The sequence below is a fragment of the Lentibacillus songyuanensis genome, from assembly GCF_039548255.1.
GTDB lineage: Bacteria > Bacillota > Bacilli > Bacillales > Amphibacillaceae > Lentibacillus_C > Lentibacillus_C songyuanensis.
In genome coordinates this window covers 23,974-46,042 of the sequence record NZ_JBCLVH010000006.1, presented here as the reverse complement: position 1 = coordinate 46,042, position 22,069 = coordinate 23,974, and the positions used below count along the sequence as shown (strand labels likewise).

Sequence of the window (22,069 nt, the reverse complement as noted above, 5' to 3'; positions counted from 1 at the left end):
TTTCTATTCATAGCGAAGAATACCCTCTTGAAAAATGAGTAAATGTTAACTTCCTATTTGTTTTTACGCCCACTAATTTGCCCGGGTTGCTCCGGAGGGTAGGTTTTCTTTATAAAAAAGGCCAAAATTACTCCAATAATCGAAAGCACGGTGATCACTATAAAGGCGACATTCACACCATGGATCATCGGGTATGAAATCGTAGGATCCTGCTTTGCTTCCTCTCCTGTTGTGGTCATGACCGTCACAAGAATCGCCGTGCCAACCGAAGCTGAGACTTGGCGCATAGTATTATTCATCGCTGTCCCATGCGCGATTAACTGCTTGGGTAATTGATTTAAACCAGCTGTTGTTACCGGCATCATCACCATCGACAATCCAAACATCCGAATCGAATAATAGATGGTGAGATAAGCAAACGAAGTAGAAGTCGTTAAGTTTGCAAATGGCAATGTCGTGAGCGTCATGATAATTAACCCCGTAATCGACATCCACTTGGCGCCAATCTTATCGAAAATACGTCCTGTGATCGGTGACATTAATCCCATAATAAGCGCCCCAGGTAAAATGGCCAATCCTGACTCCATCGCCGTAAAGCTCCGCATATTTTGCATATAAAGCGGGATCAAGGTTTCGATTCCAATGAGACCCGCAAATGCAAGCATCCCAATGCCAGTCGTCAATGTAAAAATAAAATATTTAAATACCCTAAATTCCAACATTGGATGGGCAAGTCGCAACTGTCGCACAATGAACAGAATCAAAGCAACCACACCTATTGTTAAAGTGAGTATGGTTGTGACATTCCCCCAGCCTAAATTCCCTGCACAGGTGAACCCATAAAGCAATCCTCCAAAACCAAACGAGGATAGAATAATAGATAAGATATCGACTTTCGGACGGGTCAGCTCGGTAACATTTTGCATGGCTTTTATTGCAATGCCAATCAGCAAAAGGGCAATAGGCAAAATAACAAAGAACATGACACGCCAGGAATAAGCACTGATCAGCCAACCAGACAGGGCGGGCCCGATAGCCGGAGCAAATTGGATAACCAGACCCACCAGCCCCATCGCCGCGCCCCGCTTATGAATTGGATAAATTAATAAAAAGACCGTTTGCATCAACGGCATCATAATCCCAGCACCGCCTGACTGAATAATGCGGCCAAGTAAAAGAACGTTAAAGTCCGGTGCAATTCCGGCAATCAAGGTTCCAAAGGCAAAAATGCTCATTGCGGAAATAAAGAGCTGCCGTGTTGAAAAGCGTTCAATTAAGAAGGCTGTAACAGGAATCATCACGCCATTGACGAGCATAAAAACGGTTGTTAACCACTGGGCCGTATTAGCACTAATATGCATTTCCTTCATAATTGGCGGGATCGCCGTAATCATGGTCGTCTGGTTTAAGATCGAAATAAACGCCCCAGCCAATAACAAAACAACAATTATTTTTCTATTATACGTTTGTGATGTCATTCATACCTACCTCACTCTAGCTATAATCAAAAAAGTTATTTTTATTAAGACAATGATTTATCATAACCTGTTTCACATCCATTTGAAAAGTAAGAAGCATCATTTGCTAATTTATTAGCAGCAAAATGCTTCATGCCCTAATCACTATATGAAACCCTGAACAACGCCTATTAAGCAAGTCCAGGGTTCTTTCTTGGTCGATATGGAACTTCTACATTAAAAATCTTTAAACTGCCAAAGTGAAATGAATTCTTATACAACAAAATTAAGTGATATGATCATTCTTACTTTCTTTATTCCTATTAACATCATTCGAATGAAGTTGAAATAAATTAATATTTCGCGTGAACATTGCTTATCTTTTTGTTATCTTTCTAGCCCTTCAGCAACCAAATATTGAAATATACCGATACCATACCTTCTAATATCAAGTTTGGAAATAGTTGTGTGATTTCCCTTTTCGTTAATCCATCTTTTAACTTTTTCATCTATATCAATCGTTAACTACAATCTCTCCTTTTTGTCGACTTAAATAGTAATCGTTTTACCATATTCAGTTCCAAAAAACGATCACATATCATAAGAGCTGGGGCTTTTAATGGTTTCTGCGTCATATTTCTTAAATTACGTATCCACCCCATCGGCCATTATAGGCATGGTTGGCGTGGATTCCAATTACAGTTTTCATCGTGATATACTTTGGATTTTCATTTGGGAATATGAAATAATCCTTCATTTTAATAATATCATTCTTAATTAACAAAATGACAATTAACGGGAATACTTGAAGCGGTAACATTTCGTGGCTTTTATAAAGTGAAACTTCATTAAATGAAGGTTTTCGATGAACTCAGACGTTCCTAGTCTGCCTTTCCTCCCCCTCTTAATAGAGGAACAAAGGCTAAGAGTTCGCAACATCTGAGTTGCAACACCTTTGTGACCTGCATCGGGCAGGCTGAGAATAGAATCGGACCTTTGTCATGCAGTTGAACTCCCACTTATCTTTTTTAGTTCCACTCAAATTCTCGGTGGCTACTGAAAAAGTGAAATAGATTCGTTTTGAAACCTTTCCATTTCGTACATTTCGGACTTTCTGTCGTGCGTTCCAGGCCTGTTGCCGCACGTCTCAGCCCGTTTTCTTCCCAACGATTATGAAAGGTACTCTTTCAGTGACCTCAAAACCTTGAAGTGGGAGTCTTACTGCCCGTTAAGAGTGGGATAAAAATATAATAGCATATCAAATGCGGATGATGTACTTATTTATAGTATGAATAGTAAAAATTAGGGAAAAGCTTGTCCTTTTATCTCTTCCGTTATCATAAGATAATGATGAGGTGAATGGAACATGAATCAACGGATTTCTATATTTATTTTAGCTGCAACATATGTCGGAACAGTTGTCGGTGCTGGTTTTTCATCGGGAAAAGAAATCGTTACATTTTTTAGCTTAAACGGCGCTTTAGGAACGTTGGGGATTGCTATAAGTGGATTTTTATTTATCATGGCAGGGACGAAAATCATGATCATTTCAGCCCGTGTTCAAGCTTATTCTTTTCGAGAATTTAACGAATACTTATTTGGTATTAAGGTTGGAAAAGTTGTTAACATCCTCATTTTTATAATCATTGTTTGCGTTACTTCTGTTTTGTTGTCAGGTGCAGGAGCTGTTTTTCATGAACAGCTTGGCCTCCCTTATCAAATTGGGATTATTGTCACACTCCTTCTCTGTTATATCGTGATATTAAAAGGCCTGAAGGGGATTTTGGCAATTAATTCTTACATCGTTCCTATAATGATTATCTTCAGTCTGTTTGTGGCGTTTGCGATTTTCAATCAATACCCCCATGAACTTTTGGAGCAAATCATTCCAAAGCAGGAGCCAGAATCCTTCTCATGGGCTGTCTCCCCTTTTACATATCCCGCGTTTAATATTATAACCGCCCAAGTCGTACTTGTACCACTTGGGAATGAAATTCATGATGAGCGTATTCTTCGATGGGGAGGGTTTTGGGGTGGACTAATTCTAACTTTTTTATTATTATTAAATCACTTTTCATTATCCGTCTTTCCGGAAACATTTCCACACGAGATTCCAATGGCTGGGATAGTCAAGCATTTCGGAACCTTTATTCATGTCTTGTTTCTATTTGTAATCTATGGGGAGATCTTTAATTCTGTGGTCGGAAACGTTTTTGGAATAGCACGTCAATTAAAGACAATAGTTAGCCTTCGTTATCATCATATCGTATTGATTATCCTGCTTGTGATCTTTGTGGTAAGCCAAGCAGGGTATGGGAAATTAGTTACAGTATTGTACCCGCTTTTAGGATACATGAGTTTATTTGTTTTAGTATTTTTGTTATTTAAAAAATCACCTATGAAGTGAATGTAGCCACCCCTCACAGAAACGTCCAATTTTTTAATGGATGTTTACATGAGAGGCATACCCTGTTTTATCCTTTACAATTCCATCTTTTGGTCACTTAAAAAGAAACGGAAGACACACAATTAAATCCACTGCCCCCACCTTTCCTAATTACAGATACACAACTAATTATTAATCATATTTTTATCTGGGGGCACGGATGTTAAAAACACATCAAATCATATCCAATTCTATTTGATAGCCTAACGCTTTAAGATATTCATTCGATTGTTTGATGTCTCTAGCATGAAAATGAAATAAAGAATCCACAATTTACCTTTTTACAGCTAAACAATAATTTACATTGGGAAATGCTGTCATTTGATGTTCTGGATTTGCTTCGTTGTACTTCTTAAAAAACTGATTGGTAATCTTATCTGGTGTCAAATGTTCATAAATCAAAAAAGAGTTGTCGCTTAAAAGCCTTTCCATTTCCAAATAAGAATAGGCGGAGAGCATTTTTTCATTTGCTTCCCCGGCTATAGCTGTTTGTTTTTGAGCTCGTTCACCAGCCTTCTTTGTATAGGTTTTTTCATCGGGGTAGTCAAAAACGACACTGCTGCCCTTTGGCAATTGCCTTGATAACGTTCGGATCATTTCTGTGAAATTTTCCTGCGACAAATAATAACTGATCCCCAATAAGCTACAAAAACTTATTTTGTTTTGGTCAAATGCTTTACAGCTAAACAAACGGGTCTTCCAATTGGTTTGCGTAAAATCCACAGCAACATAGTGTAAGTTTGTAGGCCTTTGTTCCGCTATAGCATGAACACGTTTTTGCTTATCCGCGAGCATATCCCAATGGTCTATTTCAAAAATCTCGATACCCGCTGCCCAGCTAGGTTGTCGATAGGCAAAGGTATCGTACCCCGCAGCAAAAATTAAATATTGCCCCGCACCAATTTTCACGGCATTTTCTAGCATCTTTTCAGCAAACGCAGCTCTTCCTAATGGAGACGGAGATAATTGATGATCTACTACCCATCGTAACGCTTCATCCTTTGTACCAACAAAAGATGGATTGAAAAAATCAATGCCCTTGGACATATAACCAGCGATCTGTTCATATTCTCCTTTTTTAAAAACGTCCTTCGCTAAATAATCATTAAATACTTTCACCTCTCTGTGCGTAGAATGATAGGCCCTGGCAAAAGCACTTACAAGTGCCGTCATACTTTTTTGTTCCATTTTTTCATCACCTCTATTACTTAATACACCCTATTCAGAAGGATAACAAGTCTTGAATTTTCGAACAATTTATGGTAATGTAAAAGTAGAATAATATAATCGATGCATACGAATTTGACGTTGAAGGTCTCTCCCCCTTTTTTTCTATTTATTTTTTACCTGAATCAATTTCATAATTGCCTACTCTGCTGTGAAAACCGTACAATATACATGTTTCTCATTTTAATAGTTGTAAATATGGGGTTTTCCGCCAGTTGATTGGAACAAAAGGCGATGACTCCAGCGAAAATAGAATGAGTCTTGAGACCCCACAAGAAGTCGTTTTCTTCCAAGGAGGCTCAAGCCATGCCCGCTAAAAAGCATCCGCCAGCAGTGGAAATCAACGTAGCTTTTTCACTTATCATTGTAGGGATTCAAAGTTTAAATGATGATCTATCCGTTAGTACTAAGCGCCAACAAGTGTTTTAGGTTATCATCAATAAATTTATTATCAGCACCATTGATTCCACGACCAGCAAAATGACCCCAGATTGACTCGATAGGATTAAATACAGCATTAGGTATAAACTGAGACTCATATTTGTTATCATCCACCGTACAAAATAGATCCGTACTCCCTGTCATGATGCAGGCAAGCGCTTTAATGGTTTTGAGCGCCTTATCGAAATCTCCGTTATAGGAGGGATCAGCACTAATATCTGCGTTTTGGCCAGTCCATAACATGGCCAGGACATTGTGCGGATCCATCCTCATAAAGCTTTTTTCCCAGAATCCAACCACAAAATCTTCCAATGAGCCATATCCTAGCTCGCGATAAAGTTCCTCCCTGTAAAACGCCTGCGATAAGCCCCATCCTGCATAGACACGGCCAACGGCGCGCATATCTGCAGAAGTCAACTGGTTAAGTTTACTTGAATCAAAGCCAACTGCAGCCATAAGCGCCGCTTTCATTCCGTCCAGGACCACATGCGTATGCGGCCAAGTCTTTGCAGCTCCATTGAAAGGCGCAATTCGTTCCACCATGTCTGGATAACTTGCTCCCCATTGGAATGATTGAATGCCTCCCATTGACCATCCTACTACGAGTGCGATCTTTTGAATGCCGAATTTTTCGGTCAACAGCCTATGCTGTAATTTAACATTGTCATAGATCGTTACCTGCGGAAAATTAGTCCGGTCGAATGGAGATGGCATGTTACTGGGAGACGAAGATAAGCCGTTGCCCAACAGATTTGGAACGATAATAAAGTATTTTTCAGGATCTAGTGCCATTCCATTCCCAATTAACCACTCGTTGTTTTTATGTGTATCTCCAAATGCAGTAGGATAAACAACCACATTGCTTTTGTCTTGATTTAATGTCCCGTAGGTCTTAAATGCGAGAAATGCGTTAGGTAACTTCACCCCAGATTGTAATGTAACATCCCCGAGTTCAAAGATTTTATAATCCATAATAACTACCCCTTCCATTGATTCATTTCTTTGTCTTTAGTATAAAGGGGTGTTATCATTAATAAAAGTAAACGTTTTTGAATCTATCATTCAAAAAAATTGAACAAAAGGATGAACTATTATGGAAATACGCCAGCTTATTACCTTCAGAACAATTGCCCTGACACTAAATTTCGCTCGGGCTGCTGAAGCACTCAATTACGTTCCATCAAATGTCACGATGCAAATGAAATCCTTAGAAGAAGAACTGGGTACACAACTCATTGACCGATTAGGGAAACAAATTGTTCTCACTGACGCCGGAAAACGATTCCTTTTACATGCTGAAAAAGTGTTAAACAGTGTAGATGAAGCACATTTAGCCATGAAAGAAAATGAAGAATTAACAGGTACCCTTACTATTAGTGCCAATGAAGTCCTTTGTTCTTACCGCCTGCCTGCCGTTTTCCGTTCTTTTCGTGCACATTACCCCGGCGTACGGCTGATTTTTCGCCCTTTTACGAATCAACAGCTTAAGCCAAGTCTTTATGAAGGAAGAACGGACATTGTTTTTATGTTGGATGAACCAATTCATTCAACGAACCTTGTTATAGAACCTTTAATCGAAGAATCCTTTCTTCTCCTTGTTGCACCAGACCATCCACTTGCCCAAAAGTTAAACCTTCGTTCAGAAGATTTCCAAGGTGAGTCGTTTTTGCTTACAGAGAAAGGGTGTACCTATCGCACACTCTTTGATCGATCACTGGAGCAACAGGGGGTTAAAGAAAGTATTAATAATTTGGAATTTACGAGCGCGGAAGCAATTAAACAGTGTGCAATTGCTGGTATTGGCATTGCCTTTCTCCCTGAAATAGCAGTAAAGGCCGAGCTGGAACGGGGCGAACTGGTCTCACTACCTTGGGAAATGCCAAATCTTCAAATTGTTACCCAGATGCTATTTCATAAAGATAAATGGCTTTCGCCTGCTATCAAATCTTTCTTAAAAATAACAAGAAACAATTTCCCTTAAAGTGAAGTTGTTGGGGAATAGATCACGATTTTACCCGTTAAATCAAAATCAACTTCGGTTCAAGAACGAATAATCTATGGAGATTGGGAGTTAAGCAAATAACTGTAGAAACCAAATCTTTTATTTTTTTAGTGTAAAATAAGGGGCCCTTTGGCGGTTTTCATTGTTCCTAGAAACGAGAGACTAAAAGAAAAACAAATATTATATTAAGCAAAAGAGCTTGATAGCATAAGACTTTCCTTTATTTCAAAATAAGGAATCATCAAGTGGGTGGTCTTTATTTTTCAAAGTAATCATTTTGAATATTTTATTAGTTTCGGTCTATGAAGATCAGGTACTATCGGGGCGGTTTAGTGAAAACAAAAATGTATCCACAGTTGACATTAACAATAAATATGCCAATCGTTGATCGTTTTCGTGATTAAAATTCCTCAACGTTTCGGATGTCATGGTGAGCATCTGACTGACCCTTTCCAGATGATTTATTTTCCTGCGCGTTTCTTTGTTCTTAGCATCAAGGAACTCAGCAACCTCCTCGCAGTATGCGGGATCAACACTCTCCAATCGGTGGAAGTTGAATTTTCCCAAGAAATTTTATAAAAAGTTTGATCGTTTTCTGTTTATGTTATTATAATGATAGGTAAGCCTTTGAAGTTATCGCTAGCTTTTCCCCCACTTCACACCGCACGTGTGACTTTAACCGCATACAGCGCTCCAACTAACTCAATTCAGTCAATATTTTTATCCTGGATTCCCGTAATGTATAACGAGAAAACCGCCTAAAAATCGCCAAAACACGCATTATTTAAGCAATCAAGCGAGATTTAATAGAACTTACTGTCGTTTCCATCATCGTAATTCCTTCTTTCCCTTTGGTTTGGCAGCCTTTAGTCATAGAAGGGGTTAGATCCGGTATCCTAACCATTTAGCCAGTTTTGCCAAACCTCCCAAAAACACCCTTTGGATAAACTTAGGGGGACCTGCCATGTAGCCATCAATACATTCCCAAGCAACACCTAGCCACAACAGATTCCGCGGAACCCCTTTTGCCGACATTTTGCCTTCACATTCTAGTTTGTGAACGAGCACAAACATTTTCCAATGCCGTCCTGGTGGACGAATCTCATGGGTCGCCACCAAATGCTGTTCGCTAATATTCCAAAATTGATGTACCTGATTCGGGTACACCGTAATCGTTTCCCCTTGCTCTACATCCGTCCAAAAGAAAGCGCATTCGCCCTTCTTTTACTGAAAATGATTCCGACAACTTCGGATGCCAATGCGGTCCATTAAGGACTCCCTGTTTTGTCATTTGATGCTTGATGATCAGAAAATCCCCTTTTCCGTCCGTCCCGCGTTTTACAAAAGTGACGGTTCTACCATCTGGATGAACGAGTTGCTCCCCAATCTTGATTTCATTTACGTCTTGGTTATTTGAGATCATAAATACTTTCACCTTCATTCTTAAATGATTGTAGACCTTTTATAGATGGATTAAAATATTGACAAGCTCCCGAACGGATCCCTAACGTAAAAACACCGCACACCCCATGGTTCTTTGACTGGCCCATGCCCAATTGTAATTCCTGCTTCTTTTATGCGAGTTAGTGCATGAACAAGATCATCAACTTCACCGATAATAATATCCACCTTTTCGTGAAAATTTATTAACATAAGATGATTACCTTTCGCTCTACTCAACAACTCTACGAGAAATACTGACATGAAAACAGTTGATAGAATAAATAACCCGGCGAACATGAATCCTTTAGAAAAAATTCCAACATGCCAAATACCCCATAACAAACCGACGAGCAAGGAGGCATTAAGCACTCTTAAACGGGTCTTCAGAAATGAGAACCATTTTTGATTTTTTTATTTTGTTGACCATTCTGTTTCTCCTCCACCTCTATTCCACAATGGTACGTGCGCCAATCCTTATTCAAGATAGAAGCCCTATTATGGCAGAACGTTAAGGTCATTCATATTTAGTGTTTTTACCCATTCGAATTGTTTTGATTGTAGATAACGATAGCGGGAGCGACTCGGGCTGAACCGATTCCCCGGTCTGGTTTCCCAAGAAGAAATCTGACTTTTCCATGAAGTACAGTGCCAGACTCCGTAAGGCTTTCGGTAAGACCTTCGCCAGGAAACAGGGTAAAAGTCAATCGTTCATTAGCCTCGCAATCAGGAAGGTTCTGACCACTTTGAAGAACCCTAGCCCCCCATATCTGACGCGTCATCAAATCCCGTGTATCAATGCCATTCACCCTGAATTCGGAAGGCGATGCATCGACAATATCTTTTTAACTGCCAAGTGCGAGACCGTAGGATCCAGTAACAGTCGCTACCTTAGTCCACGCCCTCCCTGAATCTATACCAAGATAACCGGGCGAAAGCCGCATATCATAGACATCTGTAACCATTGAAAGATAGCCTTCAGTAATTTCCGGAAACTCGGCATCCGCTACGGCCTTGGCTACGGATGGGCATATAGATCACCCTGACGACACTAATAAGTTGATCTGTTTAGTTTTAAACGATACCATTACACATCCATTTTGAAAATAGATTGATCAAAATGGATTCATTATTTAAATATCCAATTCCATATAAAACGTTACTCAACCAAGTGGCCAATTTATCATCAGATAGGCACTAAATTTTCCATTCACAAATCATGGATAACTCATTCTCTTTTAATTCAGCAGTAAGATTGCCATGCATTTTTATCATTAGGCTTTTAGCAATCGATAATCCTAACCCTGTACTTTTTTCTGTTCTTGTTTTGTCGACTTTATAAAATCGATCAAACAAATAATTAATATCATGTTCACTTAACTGATCAACAGTATTAGAGATGATCAGTCGAATAGAAGATTGCATTTTTTTAAGACGGATTGATACATTTCCACTTGAATATTTTATTGCATTGATCACTAAGTTTTCTATCACTCTTTTAACTGAAGAGGAGTCAGCTATGATACATATCTCTTCTTCTGGAATACGGAGATCCGGCTTAAGATCTTGCTGATTGAATTGATCATAAAAACCTACCAACACTTCTAATACCAAATTGTTCAATTTTATTTTTTCAATCTTTAATGGATAGTCTGCCGATTCAATGATAGATAATTCAAAGAAGTCTTCTAATAAAATCTTTAATCTCAGTGCTCCACTTTTTATTATGGCAGTATACTCTATTTTTTTCTCTGAAGATAATTCGCCGGAGTCTAAAAATTGAATATACCCTAAGATAGAGGTCATAGGTGTACGAATATCATGTGAAATATTAGCAATAGCCTGCTTTAATTCGTTTTCTTTACGCATCTTCTCTGCATTTGCCAGTTTCGTTTTACCAATTTGAGTGTTTATTTCCTTTGCCAGTTCTTCTAAATCCTTATCAAACAAGAAAATATCTACATTTTTTTCTGTCTTATTGTTGTTTAATTCGTTCAATTGCTTTTCCACTCTTTTTATTTCCTTTTTTAATAAATAAAAGCGAGTGAGAAAAACTACAGTTGTCAGTATAGAAATGATAACAATATAGACGATAATTCTCACCCGCTTTCTTTCTTATTTTATTTCTTTCCTTTGAAAAACGAAACTGCCTATAAGTCCAATAATGATAATGGTTATGATTGGTACAAGCAATAACTGAAGGAATTCTCCATTACCTAGGTTAAGTTTGCTGATGTCTAAAAATAGCTTAAATGCAGAATAATTAAAGATGGTTTCAAATAAGGAAAACTTTTGACTTAAAGCATATAGGATACTGTCAAAGAGAATGAAAAATAAGATTAGAAAACCAATCGTTTTACCACTATCTGTGAATATAATAGCAGCTAATGCCATAATCGAAGCAAATGCTGTTGCATAAAGGATTGTTAACCCGATGGTTCGAACGAGATAGGTCAGATCTGGCATGTCGTTGAAACCAGAAAAAATGGCCGTGACTCCTGTCATGACAATAGGGAATATGAGTGAAATAACAACAGCACCAAATGAAAAGACAAACAATTTAGCAGAAAAGATACGAAATCTACTATTGCCGGAGGCCCCCATACTTTTCATTGTACCAGTTGAATATTCGCTAGAAATAAAGAAACCTGCTAGTATACAAGGTACTAGCTTGACAATATAATTATTGGCCTCAAGAGCTGTATACGTATATAACTCTTTCACTGAAACGGGACCCGTACCAAATACACCTTCATTAAAAAAAAATGAACAGGGGATAGAAAGCAGCTGCTGCTATTAATCCAAAGACCAACGTCCAGAATGATCGATCTTTCCTCAACTTAAATAACTCAAATTTCACTAGATTATCCATGCTCAACACCTCCGATAAGATTGGTGAAATACGTTTCTAGTTCTTCACCCATCGGCATAAATTGTTCGATTATTAAACCTTCACTTGATAGTATTTTGGAAACGTCACCTGGGGTATCAAGATAGCTAAATAGCTTTATTATCCCGTCTGACAAGACTTCATAATGAGTAGTCCCAAGTTGAGTTTCAATAATCGTTGCCGCTTTATCCGGATTATCTACTTTAATATGGATATACTGTTGGCATTTTTCATTAAGCTCATTCGCTGTTAATTGCTCCAACAATACCCCTTTATGAATAATTCCATAGTGGGTAGCTAGTAAATGGAGCTCACTTAAAATATGGCTCGATATTAAGATCGTAATTCCAAATTCATTATTGAGTTTCTTCAATAATTCTCTAATTTCGACAACGCCCATTGGGTCAAGTCCATTGATGGGTTCATCGAGAATCAAGAATTCAGGATCACCTAACAACGCAATCCCAATACCGAGTCTTTGTTTCATTCCTAAGGAAAAATTCTTGGCCTTCTTTTTCCCTGTATCCTGAAGACCAATAAGTTCGAGTGTTTTTCCGATGCATTCCTTCCCTGGGATACCCCTTAAAAGCCTATGTGCCTCTAAATTTTCAGTTGCAGTCATTTGTGGATACAATGCAGGACCCTCAATAATCGTTCCAATTCGCTTTCTACCCTCAATAAGCCTCCGTACATTACTGTGACCAAATAGCTCAAGCGTTCCCGAAGTCGGAGAAGCAAGGCCTGTTACCACCCTAATTAACGTTGATTTACCCGCACCATTCTGCCCAATAAATCCATAAATAGACCCCTTTTTTATAGAAATATTTACTTTTTTTATAGCAAATTGATCTTTATATTGCTTTGATAAATTAGTTGTTCTTAAAATATTTTCAGCCATTTATTTTACCTCACTTTCTCTCACATTACACTCTCATCTTTATATCAACTTATGCTTTAGAAAAGACGCCGTCGATAGCAAATTTCGCTGTCCGTAAATGCGAGAGCCAAAGGGCGACCGACCCAATTCACCGAAGATAAATCCAGCCGGACTGTACCCTCTCACTAAATAATGCACTCCATTTCCATACATGTCGCTGGCTGGAAGTCCTGGTTATTATTTTGTTTTATGAAGTAAGCAACTCTAATTGCTATTTACGAGATTGTTATACGTTTTTACTGTTAATATATAAAATCCAAGATAAATAACGAAATACGCAATCATCGAAGAAAGTATGGGTATTGTTAGATCAAATCCAGTAAAGTAGCCAACAATCGCAAAAATGCTTTAATAATAAACAGACTGTGTACAATTCCTACAAGCAAAGGGAAAGCGAAAACGAATAATGTTTGTTTTGCAATCAGATTGCGGATCTCTTTTCTCCCGACATTTTTCTTCACTAATTTAAACAGCGTCATTTGAATCACCTGCGAACACTGCTAATACCTGTAAAACCTTCTTAAAAAATTCCTTGCGCGGAGATTGCCCTTTCTCTATACCCCTCCTACATTTTTCTTACTATGCTTTTAGTTTAGAAAGAAAAACATAAGAAAGGGTTAAGAAAAGTCTTAAAAAAGTCTTAAGATTTTAGTTTATACCCTACTCCCCAGACCGTCTCAATATATTCTTCATATGGATTTGCATTTGATAGTTTACTTCTGAGGTTGCTCATATGAACACTTATCGTATTATCATCCCTATAATACTTTTCGTTCCATACACTCTCAAACAGGTTGGCTTTCGTGAAGACTTTCTTAGGAGAAGACATAAGAAGTGTCAAAATGGCATACTCTCGTGCTGTAAGAATAAGTTCTGTTCCATTTACACGTACGATTTGTGAATTCATATCGAGCCAAATATCTTTATATATTAACTCTTTGCCTTGAAAAGAAGCCTGACTGATGCGACGAAATCTCCGTATATGGGAATCAATTCTTGCAGATACTTCCTCAATTTGAAAAGGCTTCGTGATGTAATCATCTGCACCTGTTTTTAATGCATCGATTTTTGCTTGTAGCTCACCCTTTGCTGAGATAATTATGACAGGAACAAGAGTTTTCTCACTTATTTTGGCTAGTATCTCTTCCCCAGTCATTCCTGGGAGCATTAAATCCAGTAGCACCATATCCCACTTTTGCTTTTCTAAATAAATCATGGCTTCTGTTCCAGAATAAGCAGAGTGGGGGATATAACCACTATTTCGTATGATGTCACATAACAATTTATTTATATCATTATCATCTTCAACTACTAAGATTTTTATTTGTTGATCCATTTTATCTACACCTTCTTATTTGAATTCAACATTGATGGTATAAACCAAGCGGGTTTTGATAACTCAAAATCTTTATAGTCCTTCAAAACAAGATCTAGACGTTCTTTCATATTACCTAGTTGTTCACGCGTACCGATCTTATATACCACTATTTTTATATCCTAATCTCTTACTCTTAACAGTGTAAATTTCGTTTCGGTTATCTTTATATCAATTTTCTAAGAATAGTTTTCGCTTTATGGTTAATTTAACTATATATTTAAGTTACGTTTTCTTTTTTGACCTTGCTTTAGTCCACCTTAATTTTTCAGAATAAAAAAACAACCCTTTAAGAACATATTATCTTAAGGGGATTGTTTTTATCAATCTTTATTATAAATAACCGAACTTTATTTTAAAGCAACAATACTGTAACTTTAAAATAAAGTTTGATCAAAAACGTTCGACAAATCCATATTTTACGGTAAAAGAAAAGAATCCATTTTGAAAAAAGATTGATCAAAATGGGTTCTTTTCTTTTTGAATGAACATTCCTTTTTATAAAAAAGTTTAATTAAAACTCACTTAGAATCCTTTAATCGAAAAGGAATAAAACGGTGCAACTTTTTTGTAAACGGTATAACTTTCTTTAAAACGGTACATCTTTTTTATAAACGGTACGACTTTATTTCAAATCCACAATTGTGTAGGTATTGACGGGAATAAATCATCTTTGGAGATTCTTGAACAAAAATTAAAGTTGCCAAGGTGGAACCCTTGGACCTATTCAAATTTCTACAAAAGCTGTGCAAAAATATGGAACGGTCCAATTAATAGATGTTTATGGGGGCAACTATAATGTGTTTCCATTGGGTTGAGTTAGGAATATCAATCTGAGAATGGGACTGGCATCAGTCATACATTTTATGCCTGAATTTTTTGAAAAAATAACGAATAACGAGTTTGACCCACATACAAAGTGGCCCTTGGATAAGCAAGTCATGGTTATCAAATGTTTAATAATCGTGAGGACGACTGTATAAAAGTCGTTTTAAAACCGTTATCCTATTAGTTTAAATGGATGAATTGAAAGTTAGCATAATTGCGAACCCTAAGCGAAATGTTGAATGGACTTCCACACTGTGTATAGAAGTCTTTTTGTCTGTTATTATTTAGATTATTGGATAATTCAGCTCGTAACTTGGGTAGCAATAATATGGTGGTCTCAGTCCTATTTTTGGCATGGGCCAGGAATCCTCCATATAGACCATCCTTACTTTTTCATTTGAATGGTTTACTAGCAATAGCTTTACTTCTGGATTAAATTCATATCTCAAAATGGTAACCCCCTTCCATTAGGAATGTGTGGATTCTCCCCCATCAACATGAAGAACTTGACCAGTAACAAAACGAGAATCATCAGAAGCAAGATAGACAAAGGTTGGTGCGAGTTCAAATGGATGGGCAACTCGTTCCATTGGATTAAATGCTCCATATACAGCGACTTGGTCTGACGAGAAACTTGCTGAAATAAGTGGGGTCCAAATTCGGCCGGGGGCGACGGCATTGACTCGGATCCCTTGTTTCACGACATTTTTAGCCAAGGCACGTGTCCAACCAACTATTGCGCCTTTTGTGGCCGTATAATCAATCATTTGCTGCTCACCTACATACGTCACCACTGAAGAAGTGCCAATGATTGAGCTGCCTGGTTTTAAATGAGGAAGCGCTGCCCTTGTTGTGTAAAAATGAGAGTATATATTAACTTTGAAGGTGTCATCGAATTGCTCATCTGTAATGTCAAGCAGACTTAGTTGTTGGAATTGGATACCAACGTGGTTACAAAGAATATCGAGACGTCCAAACGTATTTACTGTTTGTTCTACAATGGAGATACACTGTTGTTTGTCTCGCAAGTCCCCAGGCATTAGAAAACAACGTTGTCCGAGTTGTTCAATCCTCGTTTTTGTTCTATTTGCATCCTCATGTTCATCTAAGTATGAAATAGCAACATCTGCGCCTTCTTTAGCAAACGCAATTGCTACTGCTGCACCAATACCACTGTCCCCCCCTGTAATAAGTGCTACTTTTCCTGTTAACTTTTCACTCCCTTTATAGTTCGGGTTTTCGATAATTGGGAGGGGGACCATAAATTTTTCCACTCCGGGATGGCGCAGCTGGCGCTGTTCAGGTAAACTTATCGGAATTTCTTCGTAACGTGTGATTTTCCCATAGTTAGGGTACATGGGATAAGGTTGAGTTTTCATGTTCGCTTTAAACATTTGTTGCATTTGCTTTATTTGGTCTAATTGACGACTTTGATCCTTTTGATCCATGGAAACCTCCTATAGAAATAATTTTCTTCTATAGAATGTTTATGTTGTTCACTACAAATAAATTAAAAAAGTTTGAAAAAAGTGGTTTACTTTCAACACAGAAGCTTATTCTTCCTCAAAAGAGACACCTTTTTTCTTTATTGAACTGACCTTTAGGACAAGGAGCTTTACTCAATATTCTACCCCTTTAACGGATCAACTTATTTTTACTTAACAGTTCTTTAATCCCGGCTACCTCAAGAATAGTACCTAAAAAAATAGGTCAACCAGAAAAAACCTGCTAACCACATAATACGATTTGACCCTATTGCTGAATAACAAAAAATACGTTTTGTTGTTCCACAAATTCTTAATATCATGAAGTAATTCTGTAGAGATGTTCAGTTTCCATTAACCAATCTCGGCGAGCAACGAGAGTTCTAAATGTGATAAAGTCGCTCTTTTTGCATCCTCTTTCAATTGATTCCATGGACTGTTTGTAGAACCTTCTGATACCTCGAAAAGTTGATTCACGCTCTCTTTTTGATTTTCATTAAGTAAGTTATGATAAATCATACGATAAGACCTTTTTCGAACATCATTGGCTGCATCTTTTAAAGTATTGTAGATGGGAAGTTCATATTTTTGATGTATTAGCTCTTCAATTGCTACATTGACTAGGTCAGCAGGTTCGTCTTTACTGTATGCGAGTTTATTCATTGTATCTATCAATTACTTTTTGACCTTCTTGGCTAAATGGTCGAATAAAAAGACTTCTATACAAAGTATGAAGTCTTTTTGGAAAGAGAAGAGGATTACGGTTTTAAAACGACTTTTATACATTCATCCTCACGATTATTAAAAATTCGATAACCATGACTTGCTTCTTCAAGGGACATCTTGTGTGTGATAATATCTCTTGGGTCAAATTCGTTATTTGTTATTTTTTTAAACAATTCTGGCATAAAATGAATGACTGGAGCCTGTCCCATTTTAAGATTAATATTTCTAATCCAAAATGCACCTAATGGAAATAGATTATAGTTACCCCCGTAAACACCAGTCATTTGCACTGTCCCATACTTTCGGACAGCTTTAGTAGAAATTTGAATAGGTACAAGGGTTCCGCCCTGCAGTTTGAATTTTTGTTCCAGAAACTCTAGGGGTGATTTCTTTCCGTCCATACCTACACAATCGATGACGACATCTGCCCCACCATGTGTGATCTCTTTTAAATGTTCGCCCATATCAGGGTATTTTGTGAACTCAAATACCTCAACATTGTTCATCTTTTTCGCATGATTGATCCGGTAATCCAAGTAATCAACTGCTATTACACGCTTTGCACCTTCCATCCAGGCAAATTTTTGTACCATCAACCCAACAGGTCCGCATCCAAGAACAATAACTGTATCGCCTGATTTTACACCTGCATTTTTTACACTCCAATAAGCTGTTGGCAGAACATCCGATAAAAAGAGCAGTGACTCATCCTCCAATTCGCATGACTCCGGGATAACAAAGGGAGTGAAGTTTCCAAAAGGGACTTTTAAATATTCAGCCTGACCACCCGGATGGTTACCGAACTTCTCAGTATAACCAAAGTATCCGCCAGAATCATAATGAGGGTTTGAGTTATCACATTGGCTTTCCATTTCATGTTGGCAATAAAAGCAATGTCCACATGAAACATTAAAGGGAACGACAACACGGTCTCCCTTTTTTACTTTTGTGACTTCAGGTCCAACTTCTTCCACAATACCCATTGGTTCGTGGCCAATAATATATCCTGGGGGTAATGGCATGTTACCTTGATATAAATGCAAATCAGATCCGCAAATAGCAGTAGAAGTAATCTTAACTATAATATCGTCTTTTTTTTCTAATTTTGCATCCTCTACTTGATTAACCTGTACATGATTTGGTCCTTGATAAGTTACAGCCTTCATAAATGCACCCTCCTATTTCTAATACTGTTAACACTCTTAACTATTGTTAACAAAGAAAGTAAATAATATACTTAGTCACTCTTAGCGTAATTGTTTTATGTAAGTTAAAGAAGTCGCACCGTTTTGATTACGAAGTATTGGTGATAGCTCTCGAATTAGTTATTGTAAGTGTATATAGCGTGAATTAATTCGGGGAAATAATTTGGATTATTCTTTGAGGGAAGAGGTATTTCATTTATTCCTTTACTCAAATCTTCACTGCTATTCTAACTTATTTAATAGAATTTCAGCCTTATGCTTAACCCCTTTAGAACTGTGTTTAGCTTTCATCACTGTAACCCTACTCTCCTCAATACTTTTCAGCGACTTACTTGTCCACGTACCACTATCATTCACAAGGTTTACTAACAATCTATCATAAATCGATTTCCAATCATTTATTGCAAGTGATGATAAAATTAGCATTGATAAAGAGCGATCTTCTCGCTCAACTTCAATAATATTGAATTTCTTCCCACTTATCATATATACTTCTGCAATCACATAACGTCGTTTCGTGATATTATCACTCAATTTCGTAAATCTGCGGTCTCCAATTCCCTCTGGTAACACATCTATAAATGCTCGTATCGCACTTACTTCTGGATATTGCTCCATTATTCTAAGGACATTAATGAAATCTTGCAATTCACCTTGTACTTGAATTTCAGATAACATTTGATGTTCTATTCCTCTTGCTAGTTTTTGACCTCCAGTGTCTGCTGTAGATCGAATTGAATCATTGCTGCCATAGTATTTCTTAGTATTTTCATCTTCTTTCGTTCGCTGCTTTGAGGAACTACTTTTAATTCGTTTGATTTTGGGTACCGATGTATATTCATGTTTCAACTGATTCATTTGTACAAGATCAAAGTCTTCTGTAGAACCATCTACTTGTTCATCTAATGTAAAGCCCTCTTCATCACCCTGTCTATTTAGAAAACGATAAGTGTATTTCTTTGCCTCATTGGATTTCTCTTGATTTTGTATTTCTGGATGCGAAATCGAAATATGTTGGTACGGAATATCTTTATTTTTCACATTAACAATTTGTAATACTGTACACGTGTTATTCTTCTCCTTTACACGAGCTGTTATTGTAATCGGTTGTGTAAAGTTCCATTCGAACTTCAAAGTCTTTTCCTGCAACCAAGTAAATGCTATATTTTCATAGGCTTGTCGTAGGTCTCGATTCGTTAGCAACCACACCAATTGATAAATGAACGTTGTCTTTGTGTATTTCAATTCATATTGTGATGAAAAGCTAAGATGGATTTTATTAGGTTCATATGTTTCTGTGAAGAACTGAGGAAATGAATTCGATTCAAACAAGCGATATAAAAGGAAGCCGTTCGGAGCTAAAATGCTACGCAATACTTCAATGACTGGTAAAATCACATTCTTTCCATCAAAAGAGAACACGAAACTACGGGAAGTTGCAGGATCACTGCTTCCTTGAATAGACCAAGGGCGTTCGTGAAATTTAACTTTATTAGGATAAATAGTCATATCGATTTCTTGTACACTTTCAGAAACTTGACTAGCCGTTATGATGCCATCAGTATAATAATGTTGGATTGCTAAGCATGGTAATGTACCCCAATCCATTAATATACCTTCTGTACGACCTTGTGAGCGAAAATAAGCTTTGATTATCATTTTATGATCATATCGAAATGGCTCACCAATCCATATTAGTTGTGCTTTTTCACCTTTAGCAAAAGGCCAAGCTAGTTTAACCTGTTGTTTGCTCATAACTTTTCACTTCCTGTTTTGTTCGTAAATACTCTTCCAAATACGGTTTTATTTCGTGAAAATGATGTGACTTAACAGCGCCAATACGCTGTACTTTCCATAATAAAACTGGTTCTTGCTCCAGCAACATACGATCAATAATTTTACAGCATCGTCGAATCTGAAACTGTTGTATAGATTCCGTAATTTTATTTAGATATTTTTCAGTTTGTGGCAGCTTATCAAGATGTTTCTCCAAATTTGATAAGATTCCTAGACGTTTCCCAATTATCGAAATCGTGATACGTACGGGCTTTTCCAGTTCAATTAATTCTTTGTAAAGCTGTTTAATTTTAGAAAGATATTCTCGATCACGTACGTCCCAATTGACAATTGATTTTGGCTTTTCCTTCGCCTGAATTATAGGTAACTGTTCAAACAGCCATTCTTTATCATTTCGATATAAGTAAATATATTCTTTCGGTAAACATTGACGAATTTGTGTTCTCGAGTAACTTGGATATTGCTGCATTCCTTTTAATAATTGCTTTCGATACATATGTAACATTGGTGGAAAAACTTTATCAGGTAATTTCTCTATTTTCTCAACTGAGGCAAGATGTCCTTTAACTGTTTTCGAATCCACGCCAAGCATTCTAGCTAATGCTCTTATACTGTAGGTTCCATCAACTGCTAATTCATGTAATTTAGCCTTCCAGACATCTCCATACGCTTTTGTACGTCCAATACGATATTTATCTTCAGATAATCTATCAGGACCCTTTCTAGCGTAAATAAAGCCACAAGAGCATTCAAACGTGCCAATGGGTGCATTTGATTTAAAATCCCTTGTAACATTTACTTCATGAATCACAAATTCCTTATAATGATTAGCTGCTTTATTTAAACAGGGCCATGGGCCACTACCGAAAGGACCTGTATCAGCTTCAATTTGTAAAAAGGACTCCAAATCTTGTTCTAAGAAATAAAGAATAAGCAAATGACGGAAAGGATGTACATGACGTTTTAGATTGCGTGTAATGACCTTCAGCCAATTGTATTCATCATTTACATTGATTGCTGATTCGTACTCATCTAAAAAGCCTTTTGGGAACTTTGATTGAAATGCTTTGTATAGCTCCTTTTGCCGAATTCGATTAGACGTTGTTATTAAATTACGCTCCCGTAAAAGAACACGATATTTAAGATTAATAGATTCTCTTGAAAATTGATGTATTGGAACTTGCAGCAGTTGATAAGCCATCTTTGCTAAAGCAATTTGAATGGCTATAAACTCTTTTAGTTCAACTTCTTGAATCATTGATAAGTTCAATAGCTTTTTATCAAATCGAATAAACTCAATTCGACTTTGCTTTGAAAAATCGATAGGATACTTCATTAATTTCAGTTCATGATGTGCACAGAAATCAATCCCTTGTAGCTGGTGCTCACGATGAAAATAGGGTTCTCCATGTTGCTCAATATCATTAGTTGCACACTCTGGGCAATAAAAGAGTCCATTCTTTCTGCAAATGCTTCCTGCAACTATGCCAAGTCTTGTATAAAGTCCTTTTCCATCTACTTGAACATCTTGTAGAAGTTCTTTCTGGCGTTGCTTGGAAAGAAACGAAGCATAGTAAGGGTAGATCGTATGCTTAGCTAATAAGCTTTCAACAGAATAGTTGGAGCCTAATTGCTCAGCTAATATAGAAAAATGACTACCAATCTCTACACTCGGTATTACAGAACGACTTTGAAACACTTCTTCCAATGTATCTTTGTAATCAATATTTCCACTGTAAAAGTGATATCGCGCAATCGCCGAATATATCAATTCATCTGGATATGGATCCGTAAAGAATGGCAGCATGCGTTCC

16 protein-coding genes and 2 pseudogenes are annotated in these 22,069 nt (G+C 37.3%); 3 read left to right on the top strand and 15 right to left on the bottom strand.

Annotated features, from left to right (window positions below; all coding sequences use genetic code 11):
- Positions 1 to 53 precede the first annotated feature (53 nt).
- The gene (locus WMZ97_RS07925) at positions 54 to 1,478 is read right to left on the bottom strand and encodes an MDR family MFS transporter (protein WP_343271547.1); all 1,425 of its coding nucleotides are present in this window, start codon (positions 1,476 to 1,478) and stop codon (positions 54 to 56) included.
- 1,345 nt (positions 1,479 to 2,823) lie between these two features.
- Here WMZ97_RS07925 and WMZ97_RS07920 point away from each other — a divergent pair.
- On the top strand, positions 2,824 to 3,864 hold the full coding sequence (locus WMZ97_RS07920; protein ID WP_343271546.1) for a YkvI family membrane protein: 1,041 nt from the start codon (positions 2,824 to 2,826) through the stop codon (positions 3,862 to 3,864).
- Between the two features lie 312 nt (positions 3,865 to 4,176).
- Here WMZ97_RS07920 and WMZ97_RS07915 read toward each other — a convergent pair whose 3' ends face one another.
- Together WMZ97_RS07915 and WMZ97_RS07910 are read right to left on the bottom strand one after the other, a co-directional pair.
- Positions 4,177 to 5,091 carry a class I SAM-dependent methyltransferase gene (locus WMZ97_RS07915; protein WP_343271545.1) on the bottom strand — a complete coding sequence of 305 codons (915 nt, stop codon included), beginning with the start codon at positions 5,089 to 5,091 and terminating at the stop codon, positions 4,177 to 4,179.
- A gap of 432 nt (positions 5,092 to 5,523) precedes the next feature.
- Positions 5,524 to 6,543: an alpha/beta fold hydrolase gene (locus WMZ97_RS07910; protein ID WP_343271544.1), complete on the bottom strand. Its 1,020-nt coding sequence runs from the start codon at positions 6,541 to 6,543 to the stop codon at positions 5,524 to 5,526.
- Positions 6,544 to 6,664: 121 nt separating this feature from the next.
- On the opposite strand from WMZ97_RS07910, the gene WMZ97_RS07905 reads away from it, so the two are divergent.
- Positions 6,665 to 7,552, top strand: coding sequence for a LysR family transcriptional regulator (locus WMZ97_RS07905; protein ID WP_343271543.1), 888 nt, complete (start codon positions 6,665 to 6,667; stop codon positions 7,550 to 7,552).
- 1,150 nt (positions 7,553 to 8,702) lie between these two features.
- Here WMZ97_RS07905 and WMZ97_RS07900 read toward each other — a convergent pair.
- The 7 genes and pseudogenes from WMZ97_RS07900 to WMZ97_RS07870 all read right to left on the bottom strand — a co-directional run bounded on the left by WMZ97_RS07900 (position 8,703) and on the right by WMZ97_RS07870 (position 14,176).
- On the bottom strand, positions 8,703 to 8,996 hold the full coding sequence (locus WMZ97_RS07900; RefSeq protein WP_343271542.1) for a hypothetical protein: 294 nt from the start codon (positions 8,994 to 8,996) through the stop codon (positions 8,703 to 8,705).
- Positions 8,997 to 9,035: 39 nt separating this feature from the next.
- Positions 9,036 to 9,184 (bottom strand): annotated as a pseudogene (locus tag WMZ97_RS07895) (VOC family protein); the annotation flags it as partial.
- A gap of 1,026 nt (positions 9,185 to 10,210) precedes the next feature.
- The gene (locus WMZ97_RS07890) at positions 10,211 to 11,023 is read right to left on the bottom strand and encodes a sensor histidine kinase (protein ID WP_343271540.1); all 813 of its coding nucleotides are present in this window, start codon (positions 11,021 to 11,023) and stop codon (positions 10,211 to 10,213) included.
- Positions 11,024 to 11,128: 105 nt separating this feature from the next.
- Positions 11,129 to 11,737: an ABC transporter permease gene (locus tag WMZ97_RS07885; RefSeq protein ID WP_343271539.1), complete on the bottom strand. Its 609-nt coding sequence runs from the start codon at positions 11,735 to 11,737 to the stop codon at positions 11,129 to 11,131.
- Between the two features lie 140 nt (positions 11,738 to 11,877).
- Positions 11,878 to 12,801, bottom strand: coding sequence for an ATP-binding cassette domain-containing protein (locus tag WMZ97_RS07880; RefSeq protein WP_343271538.1), 924 nt, complete (start codon positions 12,799 to 12,801; stop codon positions 11,878 to 11,880).
- Between the two features lie 344 nt (positions 12,802 to 13,145).
- Positions 13,146 to 13,328: a hypothetical protein gene (locus WMZ97_RS07875; protein WP_343271537.1), complete on the bottom strand. Its 183-nt coding sequence runs from the start codon at positions 13,326 to 13,328 to the stop codon at positions 13,146 to 13,148.
- A 152-nt stretch (positions 13,329 to 13,480) separates the two neighbouring features.
- Entirely contained in the window at positions 13,481 to 14,176 is a 696-nt protein-coding gene (locus WMZ97_RS07870) for a response regulator transcription factor (RefSeq protein WP_343271536.1), read from the bottom strand.
- Positions 14,177 to 14,855: 679 nt separating this feature from the next.
- Here WMZ97_RS07870 and WMZ97_RS07865 point away from each other — a divergent pair.
- Positions 14,856 to 15,227: pseudogene (locus tag WMZ97_RS07865) on the top strand (glutathione-dependent formaldehyde dehydrogenase); the annotation flags it as partial.
- A 283-nt stretch (positions 15,228 to 15,510) separates the two neighbouring features.
- Here the strand turns inward: WMZ97_RS07865 and WMZ97_RS07860 are convergent.
- The 5 genes from WMZ97_RS07860 to WMZ97_RS07840 form a co-directional block, all read right to left on the bottom strand.
- Complete coding sequence (locus tag WMZ97_RS07860; protein ID WP_001993829.1) at positions 15,511 to 16,491, bottom strand: SDR family oxidoreductase; 981 nt, start codon at positions 16,489 to 16,491, stop codon at positions 15,511 to 15,513.
- A gap of 390 nt (positions 16,492 to 16,881) precedes the next feature.
- Positions 16,882 to 17,202 carry a DUF4158 domain-containing protein gene (locus WMZ97_RS07855; RefSeq protein WP_016201446.1) on the bottom strand — a complete coding sequence of 107 codons (321 nt, stop codon included), beginning with the start codon at positions 17,200 to 17,202 and terminating at the stop codon, positions 16,882 to 16,884.
- Between the two features lie 83 nt (positions 17,203 to 17,285).
- On the bottom strand, positions 17,286 to 18,419 hold the full coding sequence (locus tag WMZ97_RS07850) for a zinc-dependent alcohol dehydrogenase (protein WP_343271535.1): 1,134 nt from the start codon (positions 18,417 to 18,419) through the stop codon (positions 17,286 to 17,288).
- 261 nt (positions 18,420 to 18,680) lie between these two features.
- Positions 18,681 to 20,213, bottom strand: a complete 1,533-nt coding sequence (locus WMZ97_RS07845) for a Tn7-like element transposition protein TnsE (protein WP_000043576.1) — start codon at positions 20,211 to 20,213, stop codon at positions 18,681 to 18,683.
- The gene (locus WMZ97_RS07840; RefSeq protein ID WP_328005686.1) at positions 20,194 to 22,062 is read right to left on the bottom strand and encodes a TnsD family transposase; all 1,869 of its coding nucleotides are present in this window, start codon (positions 22,060 to 22,062) and stop codon (positions 20,194 to 20,196) included. The genes WMZ97_RS07845 and WMZ97_RS07840 overlap by 20 nt, the downstream gene beginning before the upstream one ends.
- Between the last annotated feature and the right edge of the window lie 7 nt (positions 22,063 to 22,069).

Excerpts from the sequence above, each read along its gene's own strand:
- WMZ97_RS07845 (WP_000043576.1), bottom strand. The coding sequence starts at position 20,213 with ATGAGCAAACAACAGGTTAAACTAGCTTGGCCTTTTGCTAAAGGTGAA.
- WMZ97_RS07900 (WP_343271542.1), bottom strand. The coding sequence starts at position 8,996 with ATGATCTCAAATAACCAAGACGTAAATGAAATCAAGATTGGGGAGCAA.
- WMZ97_RS07925 (WP_343271547.1), bottom strand. The coding sequence starts at position 1,478 with ATGACATCACAAACGTATAATAGAAAAATAATTGTTGTTTTGTTATTG.
- WMZ97_RS07850 (WP_343271535.1), bottom strand. The coding sequence starts at position 18,419 with ATGAAGGCTGTAACTTATCAAGGACCAAATCATGTACAGGTTAATCAA.
- WMZ97_RS07840 (WP_328005686.1), bottom strand. The coding sequence starts at position 22,062 with ATGCTGCCATTCTTTACGGATCCATATCCAGATGAATTGATATATTCG.
- WMZ97_RS07905 (WP_343271543.1), top strand. The coding sequence starts at position 6,665 with ATGGAAATACGCCAGCTTATTACCTTCAGAACAATTGCCCTGACACTA.
- WMZ97_RS07915 (WP_343271545.1), bottom strand. The coding sequence starts at position 5,091 with ATGGAACAAAAAAGTATGACGGCACTTGTAAGTGCTTTTGCCAGGGCC.
- WMZ97_RS07860 (WP_001993829.1), bottom strand. The coding sequence starts at position 16,491 with ATGGATCAAAAGGATCAAAGTCGTCAATTAGACCAAATAAAGCAAATG.
- WMZ97_RS07910 (WP_343271544.1), bottom strand. The coding sequence starts at position 6,543 with ATGGATTATAAAATCTTTGAACTCGGGGATGTTACATTACAATCTGGG.
- WMZ97_RS07870 (WP_343271536.1), bottom strand. The coding sequence starts at position 14,176 with ATGGATCAACAAATAAAAATCTTAGTAGTTGAAGATGATAATGATATA.
- WMZ97_RS07920 (WP_343271546.1), top strand. The coding sequence starts at position 2,824 with ATGAATCAACGGATTTCTATATTTATTTTAGCTGCAACATATGTCGGA.
- WMZ97_RS07880 (WP_343271538.1), bottom strand. The coding sequence starts at position 12,801 with ATGGCTGAAAATATTTTAAGAACAACTAATTTATCAAAGCAATATAAA.